General features: G+C 41.7%; 12 protein-coding genes. 3 read left to right on the top strand and 9 right to left on the bottom strand.

Annotated features, from left to right (window positions below; genetic code table 11):
• Positions 1-428: 428 nt before the first annotated feature.
• The 5 genes from H6G05_RS20655 to H6G05_RS20635 all read right to left on the bottom strand — a co-directional run bounded on the left by H6G05_RS20655 (position 429) and on the right by H6G05_RS20635 (position 5881).
• Positions 429-3017 carry a fimbria/pilus outer membrane usher protein gene (locus H6G05_RS20655; protein WP_190581020.1) on the bottom strand — a complete coding sequence of 863 codons (2589 nt, stop codon included), beginning with the start codon at positions 3015-3017 and terminating at the stop codon, positions 429-431.
• 5 nt (positions 3018-3022) lie between these two features.
• The gene (locus tag H6G05_RS20650; RefSeq protein WP_190581018.1) at positions 3023-3772 is read right to left on the bottom strand and encodes a fimbrial biogenesis chaperone; all 750 of its coding nucleotides are present in this window, start codon (positions 3770-3772) and stop codon (positions 3023-3025) included.
• Positions 3773-3999: 227 nt separating this feature from the next.
• Positions 4000-4524, bottom strand: a complete 525-nt coding sequence (locus tag H6G05_RS20645; protein WP_190581016.1) for a hypothetical protein — start codon at positions 4522-4524, stop codon at positions 4000-4002.
• 150 nt (positions 4525-4674) lie between these two features.
• The gene (locus H6G05_RS20640) at positions 4675-5229 is read right to left on the bottom strand and encodes a hypothetical protein (RefSeq protein ID WP_190581014.1); all 555 of its coding nucleotides are present in this window, start codon (positions 5227-5229) and stop codon (positions 4675-4677) included.
• A 139-nt stretch (positions 5230-5368) separates the two neighbouring features.
• Positions 5369-5881, bottom strand: a complete 513-nt coding sequence (locus H6G05_RS20635; RefSeq protein ID WP_190581012.1) for a hypothetical protein — start codon at positions 5879-5881, stop codon at positions 5369-5371.
• A 337-nt stretch (positions 5882-6218) separates the two neighbouring features.
• On the opposite strand from H6G05_RS20635, the gene H6G05_RS20630 reads away from it, so the two are divergent.
• Entirely contained in the window at positions 6219-8624 is a 2406-nt protein-coding gene (locus H6G05_RS20630) for an AAA family ATPase (RefSeq protein ID WP_190581010.1), read from the top strand.
• 105 nt (positions 8625-8729) lie between these two features.
• Here H6G05_RS20630 and H6G05_RS20625 read toward each other — a convergent pair whose 3' ends face one another.
• The 3 genes from H6G05_RS20625 to H6G05_RS20615 all read right to left on the bottom strand — a co-directional run bounded on the left by H6G05_RS20625 (position 8730) and on the right by H6G05_RS20615 (position 12992).
• Entirely contained in the window at positions 8730-11234 is a 2505-nt protein-coding gene (locus H6G05_RS20625; protein WP_190581008.1) for a fimbria/pilus outer membrane usher protein, read from the bottom strand.
• Positions 11235-11263: 29 nt separating this feature from the next.
• On the bottom strand, positions 11264-12055 hold the full coding sequence (locus H6G05_RS20620) for a fimbrial biogenesis chaperone (RefSeq protein ID WP_190581006.1): 792 nt from the start codon (positions 12053-12055) through the stop codon (positions 11264-11266).
• 361 nt (positions 12056-12416) lie between these two features.
• A complete protein-coding gene (locus tag H6G05_RS20615; protein WP_190581004.1) occupies positions 12417-12992 on the bottom strand; it encodes a hypothetical protein in 576 nt (191 codons plus the stop codon).
• A gap of 343 nt (positions 12993-13335) precedes the next feature.
• Here H6G05_RS20615 and H6G05_RS20610 point away from each other — a divergent pair, with 343 nt between their 5' ends.
• Complete coding sequence (locus H6G05_RS20610; protein ID WP_190581002.1) at positions 13336-15615, top strand: tetratricopeptide repeat protein; 2280 nt, start codon at positions 13336-13338, stop codon at positions 15613-15615.
• 74 nt (positions 15616-15689) lie between these two features.
• Here H6G05_RS20610 and H6G05_RS20605 read toward each other — a convergent pair whose 3' ends face one another.
• Positions 15690-16202 (bottom strand): response regulator, encoded by a 513-nt coding sequence (locus H6G05_RS20605; protein ID WP_190581000.1) that lies wholly within the window; start codon positions 16200-16202, stop codon positions 15690-15692.
• A gap of 968 nt (positions 16203-17170) precedes the next feature.
• On the opposite strand from H6G05_RS20605, the gene H6G05_RS20600 reads away from it, so the two are divergent.
• The gene (locus tag H6G05_RS20600; RefSeq protein ID WP_190580998.1) at positions 17171-19495 is read left to right on the top strand and encodes a tetratricopeptide repeat protein; all 2325 of its coding nucleotides are present in this window, start codon (positions 17171-17173) and stop codon (positions 19493-19495) included.
• The last annotated feature ends 139 nt before the right edge of the window (positions 19496-19634 follow it).

Here is a 19634-nt window from a genome sequence, read left to right as displayed (position 1 = left end):
ATTTGCCTCGATAAATTCTTGCAGTTCTTCGGTCATGTTTTTCTCTTCTAAAATTATTTTCCTGATTTCTACTTTCTCACAACTCATTTAGGATTGCTATATAAGTGGGCTTAATTAAATATAAACATAAAAAAGCTACGGCGTATGCCACAGCATACGCCATAGCTTACGCCACAGCTTTTAGGGATTTTACTTAACGAGGAACACACCTTTAATCTAAGCATCAAAATCAGACTAATTATTGTCAGTTTATAGTCAATTTTTTTCTGTAAACTGACAAAAAAGACAGGTTTTAATTTGTAAGTAAGTGGGCTTAATTAAATATAAAACCAGAAAAAAGCTGTGACGCACGCGCAGCGTGCGCCACAGCTTTTAGGGCTTTACTTAACGTCAGGGCAAACTTACCGCCCTATTACTGAAGAGCGTGATCATTTGCCATTGAGGATCGGAGCGCGATCGCTTAATGATCGCACCGCACCCAAGTCATAAACACCAGTTTTCCCTTCAGGAATGTCAATGGAGAAGATGGCGGGGGGATCGTTGAACATTTTTAACTCATAGCGACCTGGTTTAATTCCTTTTAAGACAAACTTTCCTGCTTTATTCGTGAATATTTGTAAGGGAGTCCACTTGGGATCGGATAGAGAAATAAATTCTCCAGACAGTTGAGATAGAGGCTCATCTTTGTTGTTGCGTAATGTACCGCGTAAAAAGATGGTGGCATCAGTACCGATACGGATCGCCGTGCCACTTTTGTAAGTGGGTAAAATCGCATAGTTGGTTTGACCTAAATCATAACCCACAGGCAAATTTTGGGCGGCAATGCGGATTTTGGAAACTTGATAGGGTGACAAATCTGGTAAAACGGCTGGACTAATTTCTTCTATCTGTGCGGCATTACCACCGATCGCATTGGGGTTAAGCCCAATTACACGACCTTGCAGAGTGGGGTGCGACGTGACTAACACGAAGCTACCCGTAACGGGGCGGGAGATACCCCAATAGCCATCGGCAAATACCAAAGATGTTCCGAAATCCAACTGAGTGGTATTTGTAGTTTGACCATTGCGATTAAGCAAAGCATTTTGGGATAACGAGAATTCTCCTCGATAACCGCGATAGTTGAGTTTACCTGTGAGACTGTCATTTGAAGGGTTGCGGGCGATATCCACAGCCATACCAATACCTTCTAAATTTGGGGATGAATTAGTCCAACTTGCCCTTGTGGTGGGAGCATCTTTATTCGTTATATCCATTGCAGCTTGGAGCGTTTGCTGAGTTTGGGGAACTGTCCCTGACCAAGTTACGCCGATTAAAATTTTTTGTTCTTTAGGCTTGATCCCATCTCCCAATTCACTGAGATTCAACGAAATCGAGAAGCCATTGCCGAGGGATTTATTGAGGTTTAAGCCTATTTGATAGCTGTCAGGGCGATCGCGTCCCAATTGACAACGAAAATTTAGCCCACTCGTGATTTCCCAGAATAGTTTTTGGCGATAATTGGCGGTGAAATCTAGCCGAGATGGATTAGTCATCTTCATGCTAGAAGATGAATTGCTAGATAGATTATTCGATGAGTTAGAAGACGAATTGGAAGACAAATTAGAAGATAAAAAGTTAGCACTGCGATGTTCGAGTGTGAAGCCAAAGGACTGATCTAAAGGATTGGTTTCCCCTGATTTGATAAATTCGTAACCCAAACGAGCCGCTAGCCCTATCCCTAATTGTTCGGCATTACTAAGAGCCATATCCCAAGAAATATTACCTAAGGTTGTCGCCAAAGCCCCCTCTATTCCGATGATTTGCTGACGGAGATCGGCTTGGAGATAGCCGCCCATTGAGAGGGTGTTATTAATTCCTTGACGATAGGCGGCAAAAATAGTCGGTGATGTGAAATCATAACTAGTGCCATTACTGCTAGTTATGCTGGGAAAACCAAAGATATAGGCGAATTGCTGGGCATTGGGAGCAAGTAGACTTGAAGCGATCGCATTGCTAAAGTCCAAACGCTGCACTCGTCCCACATTATCGGTGATCTCTAACTGCACATCATTCACCCCAGAACTAAGGGTCAGATTCCGAATATCTTGCTGACCTGCCTTTAGCTCTAGAGTTTGCAACAGTTTACCATTGACAAATACTTCTACGGTGGAGGGATTTTCTAAAAAAAATTCGTATTGACTGACAGGACGGGTGATCAGATAGGGCTGCAAGCTGTAATTTCGGGCGATCGACAATCCTAATAAGGGTTTGCTGAGTTGATAGCCAACAGTAGGAACTCCCAGATCGCCGATCGCATAGGTGACAGCGCGATCGATATCATCATGAACGATCCGAAAATTACCCCGCTTCCATTCTGGACTAGCCCGTTCGACAAAGGAGAGATTACCTTCTAAAACCCAACCATTCCAATTAATAGCTGTATCAAAGTTGAGATTTAGCGGTTGCCGACCCGAATTACTGGAGTTACCCGTATTAGCGAAGACAAACTTCTCACCACCGCGAACTGTCAAATAACCACTAAATCGACTCGGCAAAATCGCATTAGCTGCGTCGGGATCTCCTGATTGCGAACTCAAAACATTGACTTTGCGCTGCGCTGGAGGGACTTCGATGAATAGTTGCAATTTCCGATCGTCAAAGATAGCTTTTAAGCCATTTTCGCGCAATAAATCGATCGCAATGTTCTTTTCTTTATCAAGCCCAGCTTGCAACTTGTCGAGGACTTCAGGACGCGCCACTTCCTTCAAGTTGTCAAGCAGAATTGTGGAATTGATCCTAATTTTTGAGCGATTATTAGCCTCCAATAGAATAGGAATCCGCCCCTTAAATTGACCATCGATTGACCAAGAAACGGTTAGCCTCTGATTGCCCTGTGGCGACTGAGGACGCTTAAATACCTGTTCAAAAAGCGCATCTTCGGGGGGATCGGGTGCGATTTTTTGGGCTAGCGCGGCTCTGGGAATCAATAAAATAAGACTGATGACAGCAAGGAAAGTCTGGCTGGCAAAACTCATGAAATCTATTGCTTATAGTCAAATGTCGCGGTCACAGTTCCCTGTGGTAAATCCGCAGGATAGGGAATCACAAAGCGGCGCTTATGATTTGCCAAAATATTTTGACCAGTAATTTCCTTAAGTTGTTCAGTTGTGAGAGCTACGGTTTTACCGCCACTAGCAAGGCTTAACTTAAAATCAGCCAAGGTTGCTCTAGCTGCGCCTTGATTGTTAAAGGTAATCGCAATTACGGGTTTATCTTTTTCTTTTTGGACAGTGACATTATCTAAAACTAGTTTAGGCTCGACATTCTCAGGACGGACATAGAGAGAACCCATATATTTCAGCAAAATCTCGACCTTAGCCGTTACTTTGGTTGGTTTGCCAGCTTCAGGCTTGGTGAGATTAATCGGTACTTGTTCGGACACTAGGCGATAGTAAAGCTCCTTAGTTGGGTTTGAGTCGCCCACCCATGTCACGAGTACGGTTTGCTTGGTATTGGGTTGGAGAATTACCTGCGGCGGATAGATCAAAAAGTTATCATCGGCGGGTGTATAGCGTTCGTTCCCATCTATATCCATTTCACGAGTAACCACTGACAATTGGACGGCCTCTGGTTCGTTGCTATCGCTAATCAGATCGTAGGATTGGCTTGCCTCTGTACCAATGGGAGTAAATGTCCGCGAAATGGGCAGAATTTTAAAGGCGAAGCTGGGTTGAATATTTACCAGTAATAGAAATAATGTCAGCCAGAGTTTAGAAATTTGTAATTTCATATTTGTGTATTTGTGTAGTCAAAGAAAGAGTTAGCTAAGTCAACATTTATCCGCCCCCTAGCCCCCAATTCTGGGGGAACAAGAAAATAAAATTCTTTCAAAGTCCTCCAGAATTGGGGGATTTAGGGGACTTAAATAAATCGCAACGTAGACAGTTAGACTTGTGTGTACACCGTAGCCCCTTGAAAGGAGGAGCTAGGGAGGGTAAAAAACTTCTCAAACATGCTCTAATTATCGGTGACAGTGAAAGTAATGCTACCTGTATAAGTCCCCGGAGCTTGATCGGGGGGGATAGTATAACTAATGAAAATACTTGAATCAGATGCATTCCCAGCACTAGAGCTTCTAGTTAATTGCAGGGGATTAGAATCATAATGGCTGGGCGATCGCATGGACGTGGGCGATGTAGCATTAGTACCTAGAGCTTCACCCAATCCGCCAAATTCTATAAAATTAGAACCCGATACTAATCTCCAATTACTAGCACTAGTTACGGTAACTTTAAGTCCATTACTACTGTTGGTTAATAAACCAGATATAGCGGCAATCTTAATACCATTATAGGCATTACCAGGGGACAAAGTAAGAGAACCAGCATCAGGCGCAGGAGATAATGTAATTGGTAAAGCAGCAGGAACAGTACCACTCAAGTTAATCGTGGCGGTAGGGCCAGCAAATGCAGCCGCATTCGTCATGAGAGATGCGATTGCCGCCAAACTAGAAGCCAAAAGAATACGATGAACTTTGATCATGATTACTAGTGATGTTAACTACAGGATAAAAACTCGAAATTTTTACTCAGACAGGATTTTAGGTAATTGCCTTACATCCTTTCTGAATAACAGTTTTTGTCCTTTTGGGCGTTCTATTTTTGATTTTTGTCCTGTAGTTAGGATGTTTAGTTATTTATCGGTGGCCGTGAAAGTAATACTTCCCGTGTACAGACCTGCGGCTGAGGTAGTGCCTGGGGCTGAAAAACTAATGTACAGGCTTGAATCTGGTGCAGCCCCTGCCGCATTGGTATTTGTGATAGCGAGGTCAAAAGGAACATTGGACTGGAGGTTATTGTCTTGTAGCCTTCTCTTATTCGAAATGCTAGCACTCCCTTGATACACAATACCGCTAGATTCAGCAAAAGCTGTAATGTATACATAATCAGAAGACTTTACTGTCGATTGCAACTTCCAACTACTAGATACAGTAACTTTAAGTCCGCTAGAACTGTTGGTTGCCGCACCAGTTATTTGGGCGATCATCAGATCAGCAGTATTATTGCCAGGGACAAAAACCATAGAAGTAGCACTACTCGTAGGAGTTACTGTAATTCCTAAATTAGAAGGAACATTACCACTCAAGTCAACTTTGCCAGTAGTGCCAGCAAATGCAGGTGAATTCGCCACTAGAGATGCGGTTGCAGCCAAGCCAGAAGCCAGAAGAATGCGATTAAATTTGTTCATAATTACCAGTGATGTATAACTCAACAAGAAAAACTCAAAAAGCCATCTCGGAAAGGATGCAAAATAGTTGTCCAAACACTCGTGCTCAAAAAGAATGTTTGGACAACTATTTTTTGTTTTTTGTCCTGTAGATGTTTAGTTAGTTATCACTAGCAGTGAAAGTAATGCTTCCCGCGTAAATCCCCGCAGCTTGACTACTTGGTACAGTATAACCAATGAAAATACTTGAATCAGGTGCAGCCCCAGATGCAGTAGTCTTTGTGTTCACGAGAGTATAATCGCTAGTTGGGGAAGGTTGACCACCCGTAGCTGATGTAGCGGTAGTACCAAGAGCATCACCTATATAGGTGATGGGTATAGAATTACTGCCCGATGTTAACGCCCAAGTACTACTTAACACAACTTTAAGTCCATTAGCACTGTTGGTTGAGGCTCCAGTTACATAACCAACTTTAACATTAGTATAGCTTCCAGATGATAATAAAAGATTATTAGTAGAAGGATTTGCAGTTACTGTAATTGTTAGAAGAGAAGGAACAGTACCACGCAAGTCAACTTTGCCAGTAGTGCCAGCAAATGCAGGTGAATTCGCCACTAGAGAAGCGGTTGCAGCCAAGCCAGAAGCCAGAAGAATGCGATTAAATTTGTTCATGATTACCAGTTGATGTCTCGGATGTTCAGTCAAATATCGGTCGAAGTAGCAGGGATACTTCATTTTGCAAGGGCAATCATCAACCTAGTGATTAAAGTATTTACATTGGCTTTACCCAAGTAAAACAGTTCGCCCAAACCCCACCCCGATATAAAAAACCATTTCCATTAAAGCAACAAAATCAGAAAAATTATTGTCAGCTTTTTGTCTAAGTGTTTGCCTAAAAACTGACAAAAAAAAGACAAAATAAAATGACAATTGTCTGCTATCGACTAGTTTCTTGACTATATTTGTGTAAAGTATAGTCAAGGGCTTGATTAGGTATAAGGTTTTCGCTATGTCTAGACTGTCGAGTGCTGGGGTGGAAAAAGTCAATTTAGTCATTAAAAATAGTGGTCGTAATAAAACCGATCGCTATTGGACAAAAAAGGCGCTTGTATCTCAAGAAACTTGGAATCGTTTTCGGAATGGCAAAATAAGGATTAGTTTTGCTAACTTTGCGGCCTGCTGCAAAGCATTGGATCTCGATCCCAATGAGCTAAAAGAACAAACAGTTGAACAGCCAAACCTTAGCTTTTTAGGAAGAGCTAGAGCCATAGAAAGTCTTAAGGCTCTAGTAAATACTAATAGAGTAATTGCGATCCATGGTGTGGGTGGTCAGGGCAAGACGACTCTGGCTCAAAAATATTTGCAAGAGCTCGAAAGCAATGAGTATCAGGTTATTGAGCTATATATGCCCATTGATGCCACCAATATTCCTTCAGCTAAAAGCGTCTTAGACGAGTGGTTTAATCGAGACTTTCATGAAATGTCTTCCTCACAGTTTACAGTTACCTTAGACAGACTGCGAAGGATACTCAAGGAGCAGAAAATCGCTATTTTAGTTGACAATATCGAGGGCTTGCTGGATGAGAATGGCAAGTTTATTCCAGAGCATACTCAATATTTAGAGCTATTTAGCGTGCTATCCGATCACGCCACCCAATCCATTACGATTGTGACCAGTCGATGCCGTTTACTAGAATCTAGATTACGCAGTGTTTACAACTATGCGATTCCGTCATTAAGTCAGTCCGATTGGCGTGATTACTTTACCTATAGCAATATGCTTTTTGATGAGAAGTCATTGACAGAAATGCACAGTAAACTGGGTGGAAATGCTAAAGCTATGACCAGTCTATGTGGCGAAATCCATATGGACTTCGATCGCAATGCTACAAATTTCTGGGAACAGCGCGGGGCAAATATACTGGCTTCGGCAGAATTAAAAGATCTGGTGGCAGGACATTTAGAACGGCTGGAAAAGCTGGAGCCATTAGCCTATGGCTTGCTAAAGCGGATGGGTTGTTATCGTTATCAGAGTATTCCCCATATTCCGATTGAGGCTTTGTTCTATCAGTTATGGGATAGCCCTAAAGCAAGCCATATCGAAATTATTGATGTTCTCAAAAATCGGTCATTATTGGAGTTAGCGAATGGTGAATATTCACTACATCCTCTTGTGCGTGCGGAAGCGGTGCATCTTCTCAAGCAAAATGAAGAAGAATTCGCGAAAGCACATAGCAGTGCTGCTGATTTTTGGAAAGCTAAGGTTCAGTCTTTAGATACTGACAAAGATCTCCTGATGGCGTTTGAGCCATGCTATCACTACTTAGAAATTAACGATCTCCATAAAATTATAGAAATATTCTTGAACCCAGATCTCCTGAAAGATGGAAATCTTCACATGGCTTTTTATGGAAGACTTTCGCCAACTTTGGTGCTTGAGTTATTAGATAAAATAGAACAGAGAGCTTTACTTTTACCTCCAGAACAAGGTGTGCTAATTTTAGCTCAGGTAAAAAGGTTTCGCGGAAGCGCATACTTCTTCTCAGGAGAACCGCAGAAATCAGTTATAGACTTGGAAGCGACAATCAAAATTATTGAGCAAATCAACTCCAAACAATTAATACCTCTTCTGCTTTCGTGTGTTTTTCAAGCTTTTGCCTGCAAACTGGAATTGGGCGAGTTTGACGAAGCGCTTGTCCTGATTCAGCCCTATGTAGACAATATTGATCGGTACAAATATACAGATCGCCCACTCATGGGGCAATTATTCGTTTTTCAAGCTTTTACCTGCCAACTGAAATTGGATGAGTGTGAGGAAGCGATTGTACTAACTAAGCCCTATGTAGACAATATTGATCGGTACAAATATACAGATCACCCACTAATGCGGCAATTATTCGCTGTTTATCCACAAATAGTTCAATCTTTCATGCTGGCTATGAAACTTGAGCATGATGCTTCGGTAGCATTGACTGAAGAGACTTACGAGGTTATTACAAATGGCTCATTATCTATGTATGACACTTCAAGAAGCCTTGCTTGCCTGTATCTTGGATTTGTATGCGTTATGAATAAAAGATTCGATCAAGCTCTGAAAATATACAACACAGCTTTACAATTTAGTCGTAAAGCTAGATACAGACAGCTTGAAAGCAAAGCCATGTATGGACTTGCAGAAGCCTATCGAAACATAGGAGATCTAACCAATGCGAAAGAGTGCTGTTTGCAAGCAAAAGATATCTTGATAAAGATAGAATCAAAGTTAGATCTGGCTAAGGTATTAGTAGAAGAAGCTTTGATTGCCCGTGAGATGCGGGAGCATGGTTATGATGATAATTTTGAAAAGGCGATCGCGCTTTTTACAGAATTAAATGCTCCCAAACAAGTAGAAAGAGTCAGAAAATTAATGGGCTAATTTAATTGAATTATTCACTGGGAAGGGAGTGAGGCTACAAAAAATCAGACGGGTTTTGGTTTTTAATTAATTATGCCTAGCTACTTACTTACGAGAACGATTGAATTATTTCTTGACGGGAAACTTTAATTTGCCAATATCGTACAAACCAACTTTCCCTTCAGGAACTTCAAATTGGAGGATTTGCGAACCAATTTTTAATTCATAACGTCCGACTTTGAAACCTGTCAGCGCAAACTTACCAGCCCCATTGGTAAAGAGCGTGATCGATTGCCATTGAGGATCGGAGAGCGATCGCACTTCTCCTGCTTGGAGGGCGATCGCTGTTCCTTGGGCATCAGTCAAAATCCCTCTTATATAGACAGTTGCATCTGTACCAACGCGAATCACCGTAGCACTTTTATAGCTTGGTAAAGTGTAATAAACAGCTTTACCAGTTTCTACACCTGTGGGAGCATCAGGAACTTCGAGTAGAAAACTGGAAACATTATAGGAAGACAAACTGGGAACTACGGCTGCACCGAAATTATCAGCACGACTGAGATAAGCCCCTTGTCCATCGGGATTGACTCCGACTATTAGCGAAGCTAAAGCTTTTTCAGGCACAACTAGCGCAAAGCTATCACTGATCGGACGGGATAAAGCGACTTTGCCATCAGCAAAAGCGATCGCTGTCCTGACACTCACTAGAGCATTAGCTTGGGTGTTATTGGGCGTAAGGGAAATGTCAGAGGTAAGGTTCCAAATGGCGCGATAACCTGTGTAGGTGAAGTTGCTCGTGAGGCGATCGCGACCACGGCTACGACTTAGATCGAGAGAGCCATTCAGGGACTCACTCACCGCTGTTGTACGGAAATTCCATGACACTTGCTGGGTGGGGCTATCGGTATTGCGAATCTCAGTACTAGCTTGGGCGGTTTGCGATCCCAGCTTTATTGGCATACTCAATCTCAATAGAGCGCGTTGGTCTTTTACGCCACTGGTATCAAGGCTTTGAGATAGAGATAGACCGAGAGATAGACCATTGCTAAAGGATTTTGATAAATCTAGTCCTACTTGGTAGGTATTAGGAACATCACGTCCAAAACGGTATTGAATACTCAAGGCTGCACCAATATCATCAAATAGTTTTTGGCGATAGAAAGCAGATAAATCTAGAGCCGTATTATTGCGCGGTATTTCTTGATTGCCAAAGGTAATAAATCTTGCGCCACGTTGTGCAGCACTAAAACCGAAGGAGCGATCGGTATCCTTGGCATTAAAAAAATCATAACGCAGTCGCCATGCGTAATCCAGTCCAACATTTTGATCATTACTGAGAGCAGCATTCCATGCAAAGTTACCAAAAACAGTGGCAAAAATCCCTTCAATCCCCAAGAGTTGCTGACGACTACTGGCTTGAGCATAGCCGCCCAAGGTCAACACATTACTGATCCCCCAACGGTGTGCTAAGGATAGAATTGGTGCTGACAAGTCATAGTTACGTCCACCATTCAGAGTCTTTGAGGGAAACCCCAGACTATAGGCAAACTGCTGCACATTGGGAGCCAGCAGATTTGAGTCAACTGCCAACGCGAAGTTAATTCTTTGCTCTTGTCCGCGATCGTCGGTGACAAAGAGTTGAATGTCATTAATACCAGTGGTGAGGGGTAACTGGCGTAAGTCCTGTTGTCCTGCGGGGAGCGTTAAAGTTTGAGCGAGACGACCATTAGTATAGATTTCGACTTTGGAGGGACGTTCTAGAAAAAACTCAAAATTGTTGATGGGTCGAATAATTGTATAGGGTTGTAATGAGAAGTTACGAGCGGCAGCGATACCACCAACAGCGATCGCACTTTGAAAGCCCGTAGTCGGAAAGCTGAAGTCGCCTGCAATATAACGCACGGCATTGTTAGGATCATCGCGAACAAGCCTGATATCCCCTCGCGTTAATTCAGGTTTTCCCTTTTCCGCAAATGACCAGTTCCCTTCCAAAACCCAATTCTGGAAATTAATCGCGCCATCCAAACCGATAAAGAATGGTTGTCGCTGAATTCCCTCGATTTGGTTACTTGCCCATGTAAAACGATCGCTGGCAAAGATATTCACATAACCACTCAAGTTACTGACTGGGATTGCGTCTTTGGCTTCGGGTGGAAGATTAGCGCGATCGCCTAAGACATTAACAGGACGTACCGCAGGGCTGATTTGCAAAAATATAGCAAGGCGGCGTTCGTCAAAGACTACTTCAATCCTATTTTTTTGTAAGACATCTACCGAAAAGTCTTCGGCATTGCCGATCGCTGTTTCAATTATATTGAAAACTTCGGGACGCAAAATCGGTTTGAGTTCTTGCAATGTGGCTCTGGACTGGAGGCGCGTCTGTTCTGGTTGATTGGAAACAAAAGTGATACGGATGGTGGCTTGTTCGCGATTGTCGATGACGAGGGGGACAGTTAGTGACTGTTTGCCATTATTGGTGCGAGGACGACCAAACACGCGCTGGAAGGTTGCGTCATCGCTAGAAGTATTTGTTGTGGTTGTATTTTGAGCAATCGTATAGTCTGCTGTGAGCAGGATCGGAAAACAAACAGCAATAGATAGATAACTAAGTTTGACTGCTCTCAACACATCATGATTTCGGGGATATTTTGTAATATCTAATTATTGCGATCGTACTCGAATGAGCCTGAAAGCTTTTCATTGGATAAGCCTGCGGGACAAGGTAAAGAGAAGCGCCGTTTGCTACCTGCGAGCAGGTTTTCGCCATTGACACCTGCGAGTTGTTTTTCGTCTAACTTGATGGAATTAGCTTCTTTGCCAACAGGGGCGAGAGTGAGGCGGAGATTGTTGAGTAGGGCGCGGGCTGTGCCTTGGTTGACAAAGATTAACTGTAATTTATTTTCTTTTTTTCCATCGATACTGGTTTCCACCTGACAAACTGCATTTTCTAGAGAGACATTAGCGGCAACATTGGGCGGCACGATATAGACAGATCCCATGAATTGAAATAAAACTTTAATCGCAACTGTTGTTTTACCTTGTGTTTGAATTGTTTCTGGTAAGTCGATGGGCAGTTGCTCAGCGATGATGCGATAGGAAAGCTCTTTAGAGGGGCTAGCATCACCCACCCAAGTGACTCGCACGGCTTGGCTTTCGCCAGCCTTGAGCAGCATTTGCGGCGGATAGAAAATGAAGTCATCATCGGCATTAGTATTAATTTCTTTGCCATCGAGATCCATTTCTCGTTTCACCATCCTAATTTGAATAGCGGTCGAATTCTTGCTTGAATTTTTGACCAAAAAAGATTGAGTTGCTTTTTGTCCAGAAGGAAGAAAATTTACCAACATTGGCGAAAGTTGGAAAGTTGATTGAGAAGATAATGGAAGTACAGCAAGCAAATTTGCCCCAATGACCAATTGCACGATGACTACTAGCGATCGCATATTCATAATAATGTCCCCTCTATGGTTTTATTTCTTTGAATATTAGGACTTACGCAAAAGAACGAGCTGTAGGGGCAATTCATGAATTGCCCCTACGGCAAAATGAGGCTTTCAGGGCATTTTTGCGTAAGTCCTAAATATATAAGTAGCCCTTTATGGCGCTTATATTCGGATTATTTGGTACAGGTCTTTAAATTAGTGATTGACGTGTTTACGTTGTTTTTATCCGAGTAAAATGACCGTCTTAAACCCCACACCGAATTAATAGTCCATTATCAACAGGATAGGGGACGCATTGCGTCCCCTATCAATCAAATTTCATTGACTACAACTTGGTTTCGAGTTAGTACTGTCAGCCAATATCTAATCAAGATTCATTTGCAATAATATAAGTGATCGTGTCAGTGTAAGCATCAGCTTTAACAGTAGTGAAAGATTGCGTAGCATTAATCTTTATATTAATATATACAGGAGACAGATATGAAGGAACACCTGTATAAAGCAAAGTGGGTGCAGATGGTGATGAACCTAATGTTACTTTACTAGCAAGAACGCCTTCGGCAGAAATAGAATTGGTTGCGGTAACTGTATAAGGCACAGATGTATAATTAAGAGTAGCTGGTGTTGATGTATTACCTTTCAACAAGCTGCCATTAGTAGAATACGCTTTTATTGTCCAGCTAGTACCAGAATTATTACGGGCAGTTAATTGGCCAGATAAATAGCCCGAAGTCGATTCAAGATTTGCAATAGTAGCGGGCGTCGAATTAGCAGCATAGCTAATATCATTAATAGCATCTACAGTTGCGCCAAAAGCACCAAGAGCAGTACTACCAGCCTTTGCAGAAGGAGCCAGAGCCAATACTGTAGCAGAAGACAAAGCGATCGCGGCAATTGTGCGTCCAGAAATGGAACCCAATCGACGAAGTGTATTGAATTGCATAATTTTAACTGTCTCGGATAATTTTTTGATTTGGAATAGATAGCTTAATCTATCCCTTTGCGAAGTACCTTAGATTAGAAGTTTGGTATATCGCTGTAGAGATTATTAGTCTCTACAGCGATATATCCCCCCGCCCTCCAGTTGGTGGTACTGGTCATCAAATAAATGATTAACGTATTTACGTTACAAATTTAATTAAAGCAACAAAATCAGGAAAATTATTGTCTAAATGTTTTTCTGAAAACTGACAAAATAAAATGCTAATTGTATGCTAATGACAATTCACTTGAGCATATTCATGTAAAATATACTCTAGGGCTTGATTAGGTATAAGGTTCTCGCTATGTCTAGACTGTCGAGTGCTGGGTTGGAGAAAGTCAATGTCGCCATAAAAAACAGTGGTCGTAATAAAACCAATCACTATTGGGCGGAAAAAGCACTTGTGTCTCCAGAAACTTGGAATCGGTTTCGGTCTGGCAAAGTAAAGATTAGTTTTGCTAACTTTGTGGCTTGCTGCAAAGTATTAGAGCTTGATCCCAATAAGCTAAAAGAACAAACACTTGAAGAGACTAACTTCAGCTTTTTGGGAAGGGATAGCGCCATAGAAAGTCTGAATGCTCTAGCAAAGGCTAACCGCGTAATTGCGATCCACGGTGTGGGTGGTCAGGGCAAAACCACTCTGGCTCAAAAATATTTACAAGAGCTAGAGAGTAACGGGTATAAAGTTATTGAGCTATATATGCCCATTGATGTCACAAGCATTCCTTCAGCTAAAAGCGTTTTAGACGAGTGGTTTAATCGAGACTTTCATGAAATGTCTTCCTCACAGTTTACAGTTACCTTAGACAGACTACGAAGGATACTCAAGGAGCAAAAACTCGCTATTTTAATTGACAATATCGAAAGCTTGCTGGATGAGAATGGGAAGTTCATCCCAGAGCACTCTCAATATTTAGAGCTATTTAGCGTGCTATCCGATCACGCCACCCAATCCATTGCGATTGTGACCAGTCGATGCCGTTTGCTAGAGTCTAGATTGCGTAGTGTTTACAACTATGCGATTCCGTCATTAAGTCAGACAGATTGGCAAGATTACTTTACCTATAACAATATGCTTTTTGATGAGAATTCATTGGCAGAAATGCATAGTAAGCTGGGTGGAAATGCCAAAGCGATGACTAGTCTATGTGGCGAAATCCATATGGACTTCGATCGCAATGCTACAAATTTCTGGGAACAACGCGGGGCGGACATACTGGCTTCAGCAGATTTAAAAGATCTGGTGGCTGGACATTTAGAACGGCTGGAAAAGCTGGAGCCATTGGCCTATGGCTTGCTAAGAAGGATAGGTTGTTATCGTTATCAGAGTATTCCCCATATTCCGATTGAGGCTTTGTTCTATCAGTTATGGGATATCCCTAAAGAAAGCCATATCAAAACTATTGAAGTTCTCAAAAATCGGTCTTTATTGGATGTAATAAATGGTGAATATTCACTACATCCACTGGTGCGTGCAGAAGCGGTGCATCTTCTCAAGCAAAATGAAGAAGAGTTCGCGAAAGCACATAGCAGTGCTGCTGATTTTTGGAAAGACAAGGTTCAGTCTTTAGATACTGACAAAGATCTGCTCATGGCGTTTGAGCCATGCTATCACTACTTAGCAACTAACGATCTCAAAAAAATTATAGAAATATTCTTGAACCCAGATCTCCTGAAAGACGAACATCTTCACATGGTTTTTCATGGAAGACTTTCGCCAACTTTGGTACTTGAGTTATTAGATAAAGTAGAAGAGAGAGCATTGCTTTTACCTCCAGAACAAGGAAGACCAGTTTTAGCCCATGTAAAAAGTTTTCGCGGAAGCTCATACTTCATCTCAGGAGAACCGCAGAAATCAGTTATAGAGTTGGAAGCAGCCATCAAAATTATTGAGCAAATCAACTCCCGACAATTAATGTTTTTTCTGCTCTCGAATGTTTTTCAAGCTTTTGCCTGCAAACTGGAATTGGGCGAGTTTGACGAAGCGATTGTACTGACTAAACCATATATAGACGATATTGATCGGTACAAGTCCTCATCCATTCACCCACTCATTAAGCAATTCTTCACAGTTTATCCACAAATAGTTCAATCTTTCATGCTTGCTATGGAACTAGAGCATGATGCTTCGATAGCATTGGCTGAAGAGACCTATGAGGCTATTACAAATAGCTCATTATCTATGTCTGACACTTCAAGAGGCTTTGCTTGCCTGTATCTTGGATTTGTATGCATCATGAATAAAAGATTCGATCAAGCTCTGAAAATATACAACACAGCTTTGCAATTTAGTCATGCAACTAGTCACAAACTGCTAGAGGGTAAGGCAATGCATGGAATTGCAGAAATATATCGAAATATAGGAGATCTACCTAAGGCGAAGGAGTTCTGTTTGCAAGCGAAGGATATATTGATAAAGATAGAATCAAAGTTAGATCTGGCTAAGGTATTAGTAGAAGAAGCTCTGATTGCCCGTGAGATGCGGGAGCATGGTTATGATGATAATTTTGAAATGGCGATCGCGCTTTTTACAGAATTAAATGCTCCCAAACAAGTAGAAAGAGTCAGAAAATTAATGGGCTAATTTAATAGGCTAATTTGTAAGCGGTAGTTTACCAAGGATGCGTTACATTTCATTGGGGTGCTATAGCAAATGCTCTATAAAAATTGCTGAATTGTGGCAATGAGGGTTCTTAACTTAACTGGTTTAGCCAGATATGCATTTGCTCCCGCCTTTAGACATCCTTCGCGAGCGTGTTCCTCTGTCAGAGCAGTTAAGGCAATAATCGGAATTTTGGCAATTGTTTCGTCAGTACGAATCAGCCTGATCGCTTCTAGACCATCCATTTTCGGCATTTGAATATCCATGAGGATGATATCTGGAGAAGAAGTCTTAGTCATCGCAACTGCTTCTTCTCCATCTCTGGCGAGGATAACACGGTAATTGACTGCGGTTAGATAAGAGCTGAAGGTTTGGATATTTGCTTCGTTGTCTTCAGCGAGCAGGATAAGAGGTTCGATCTCGCTTTCAGGATTTACGGTCAGTGGCGATGCTGCGGAATTTGACGCGGAGCCTGAAGTGTCGAACTGAGCAGTTGGGGTTACTTCTAGAGTGAATGAATTAATAATTCGGAATTCTGGAAAGTCATTTGGATAGTCGTTATTATTCATGTTTTGGTGACGATATTACGTGGAAAGAATTTTTGCGATGTCAGATTACGTTGGACTGGTAATGGAATGTAGCTCTACAGAATCTGAATTCTTCAACTGCTATACAACCTAATTTTCTATAAACATTAAGTGCAGTTGATAAAGCGGATGCAATAAAGTGACAATCGCTTTATCACTGGTGTTAGGTAGAAGCCTGTAAAGCCCTCACCCCTCACCCCTCTCCCGCAGGAGAGGGGAACAAGAAAATAATATGGATTTTACTCCCCTTCTCCTGCGAGAGAAGGGGTTGGGGGATGAGGGTTCCACGTAACATCAGTTATCATTAGAGATTACGCTTCCCTCTTTTGAAACCTGACAAGTGTTCCACCATTGAGGATTAAGACAACATAAAGGATAGATTTCTGGCAAAGGATAGATTTCTGGCAATTGATGGATCATGGGTCAATATCCTTAAGGCTGGCTGGGAAATCATAAGTTAGAACTAGTTTAAAAGAGGAATCAGAGCCTATACTGTCGCAACAGACAAAGCGATCGCAACAATGCAGGGCAACCACGGGGGAATTGACTATACCTGAATAATTTAAATTTGGCGTAGGGGCTGTGCCCCCGTGCCAGCCCCGATCCTTCAACATTGCAGGAATTCCTTCGACGTTATAGCTATAGCCACCTGTATCAGGACAAATCAAACCCCTAATAGTGAGAGGCGGCGCTTCGCGCCGCCTCTCACTATTAGGGGTTTATGTCCTAACAAGAATGGCGACAGCTATAACATCAGTAAATACGTGATTGATTTATTTACTGATGTTACAAATGCAATTAAAGCAGCAAAATGAGAGAAATTATTGTCAGTTTTTTTTGTCTCAGTGTTTTACTGAAATCTACTGACAAAAAAGACAAAAAAGACTAATTCCTTGACTGTGTTCGTGTAAAATTTACTCTAGGGCTTGATTGGGTATAAGATTTTCGCTATGTCTAGACTGTCGAGCACTGGGGTGGAGAAAGTCAATGTCGCTATTAAAAACAGTGGTCGTAATAAAACCGATCGCTATTGGGCGGAAAAGGCGATGGTGTCTCCAGAAACATGGAATCGGTTTCGGACTGGCAAAGTAAGGATTAGTGATAATAGCTTTATTTCCTGCTGCAAAGTATTGGATATTGATCCCAACGAGGTAAAAAAACACAATGAGGTAAAAAAACACAATGAGGTAAAAAAACAAACAGTAGAACAGCCATTTGGACAGCCAAACTTCAGCTTTTTGGGAAGGGATAGCGCCATAGAAAGTCTGAATGCTCTAGCAAAGGCTAACCGAGTAATTGTGATCCACGGTGTGGGCGGTCAGGGCAAGACAACTGTGGCTCAAAAATATTTGCAAGATCTAGAGAATGACGGGTATCAGGTTATTGAGCTATATATGTCCATCAATGTTACCAATATTCCTTCAGCTAAAAGCGTCTTAGACGAGTGGTTTAACCGAGACTTTCATGAAATGCTTTCCGCACAGTTTCCCGTTACCTTAGACAGACTACGAAGGATACTCAAGGAGCGAAAACTCGCTATTTTAATTGACAATATCGAAAGCTTGCTGGATGAGAATGGGAAGTTCATTCCAGAGCATACTCAATATTTAGAGCTATTTAGTGTGCTATCCGTTCACGTAACCCAATCCATTACGATTGTGACCAGTCGATGCCGTTTACTAGAGTCTAGATTACGCAGTGTTTACAACTATGCGATTCCGTCATTAAGTCAGACAGATTGGCAAGATTACTTCACCTATAACAATATTCTTTTTGATGAGAAGTCATTGACAGAAATGCACAGTAAACTGGGTGGAAATGCTAAAGCCATGACCAGTCTATGTGGCGAAATCCATATGGACTTCGATCGCAATGCTACAAATTTCTGGGAACAACGCGGGGCAGATATACTGGCTTCGGCAGATTTAAAAGATCTGGTGGCTGGACATTTAGAACGGCTGGAAAAGCTGGAGCCATTAGCCTATGGCTTGCTAAAGCGGATGGGTTGTTATCGTTATCAGAGTATTCCCCATATTCCGATTGAGGCTTTGTTCTGTCAGTTATGGGATACCCCTAAAGAAAGCCATATCAAAACTATTGAAGTTCTCAAAAATCGGTCTTTATTGGATGTAATAAATGGTGAATATTCACTACATCCACTGGTGCGGGTAGAAGCGGTGCATCTTCTCAAGCAAAATGAAGAAGAGTTTACCAAGGCTCATAACAACGCTGCTGATTTTTGGAAAGCTCAAGTTCAGTCTTTAGATACTGACAAAGATCTCCTGATGGCGTTTGAGCCATGCTATCACTACTTAGCAACTAACGATCTCAAAAAAATTATAGAAATATTCTTGAACACAGATCTCATAAAAGAGGGATATCTTCACATAGCTTTTTATGGAAGACTTTCGCCAACTTTGGTGCTTGAGTTATTAGATAAAATAGAACAGAGGTCATTACTTTTACCTCCAGAACAAGGTATCCCAGTTTTAGCTCATGTAAAAAGTTTTCGCGGAAACGCATACTTCTTCTCAGGAGAACCGCAGAAAGCCCTTATAGAGTTGGAAGTGGCCATCAAAATTATTGAGCAAAACAACTCCCCACAATTAATCTTTTTTCTGCTCTCGAATGTTTTTCAAGCTTTTGCCTGCAAACTGGACTTGGGAGAGTTTGACGAAGCGCTAGTCCTGATTCGGCCGTATATAGACAATATTGATCGGTACAAGTGTACAAATCACCCACGCATTCAGCAATGGTTCACTGTTTATTCACAACTAGCTCGATCTTTCATACTAGCTATGAATCTTGAGCATGATGCTTCGGTAGCATTGATTGAAGAGACTTATGAGGTTATTACAAATAGCTCATTATATATGTCTGACAGTTCAAAATGCTGTGCTTGCCTGTATTTTGGATGTATAAGCGTCATGAATAAAAGATTCGATCAAGCTCTGAAAATATACAACACAGCTTTGCAATTTAGTCATACAACTAGTAACAAACCTCTAGAAGGTAAGACCATGAGAAGAATTGTAGTAATATATCGAAATATAGGAGATCTACCTAAGGCGAAGGAGTGCTGTTTGCAAGCGAAGGATATATTAACAAAGATAGAATCAAAGTTAGATCTGGCTAAGGTATTAGTAGAAGAAGCTCTGATTGCCCGTGAGATGCGGGAGCATGGTTATGATGATAATTTTGAAAAGGCGATCGCGCTTTTTACAGAATTAAATGCTCCGAAACAAGTAGAAAGAGTCAGAAAATTAATGGGCTAATTTGTAAGTGGTAGTTTACTATTGCAAAGCAAGTTTTGCTCAGGACATAAAACCCAAGAATCGAGTGGCGGCGCTTTACGCCGCCACTCGATTCTTGGGTTTTGGTTTGTACTAGCTAACTCTTTTTTTGCTATACAAT

Source organism: Phormidium tenue FACHB-1050, assembly GCF_014696925.1.
In the GTDB taxonomy this organism is placed as follows: Bacteria; Cyanobacteriota; Cyanobacteriia; order Pseudanabaenales; family Pseudanabaenaceae; genus Pseudanabaena.
The sequence above is the reverse complement of the archived record's forward strand: the minus strand, read 5'-3'. Positions and strand labels throughout refer to the sequence as shown.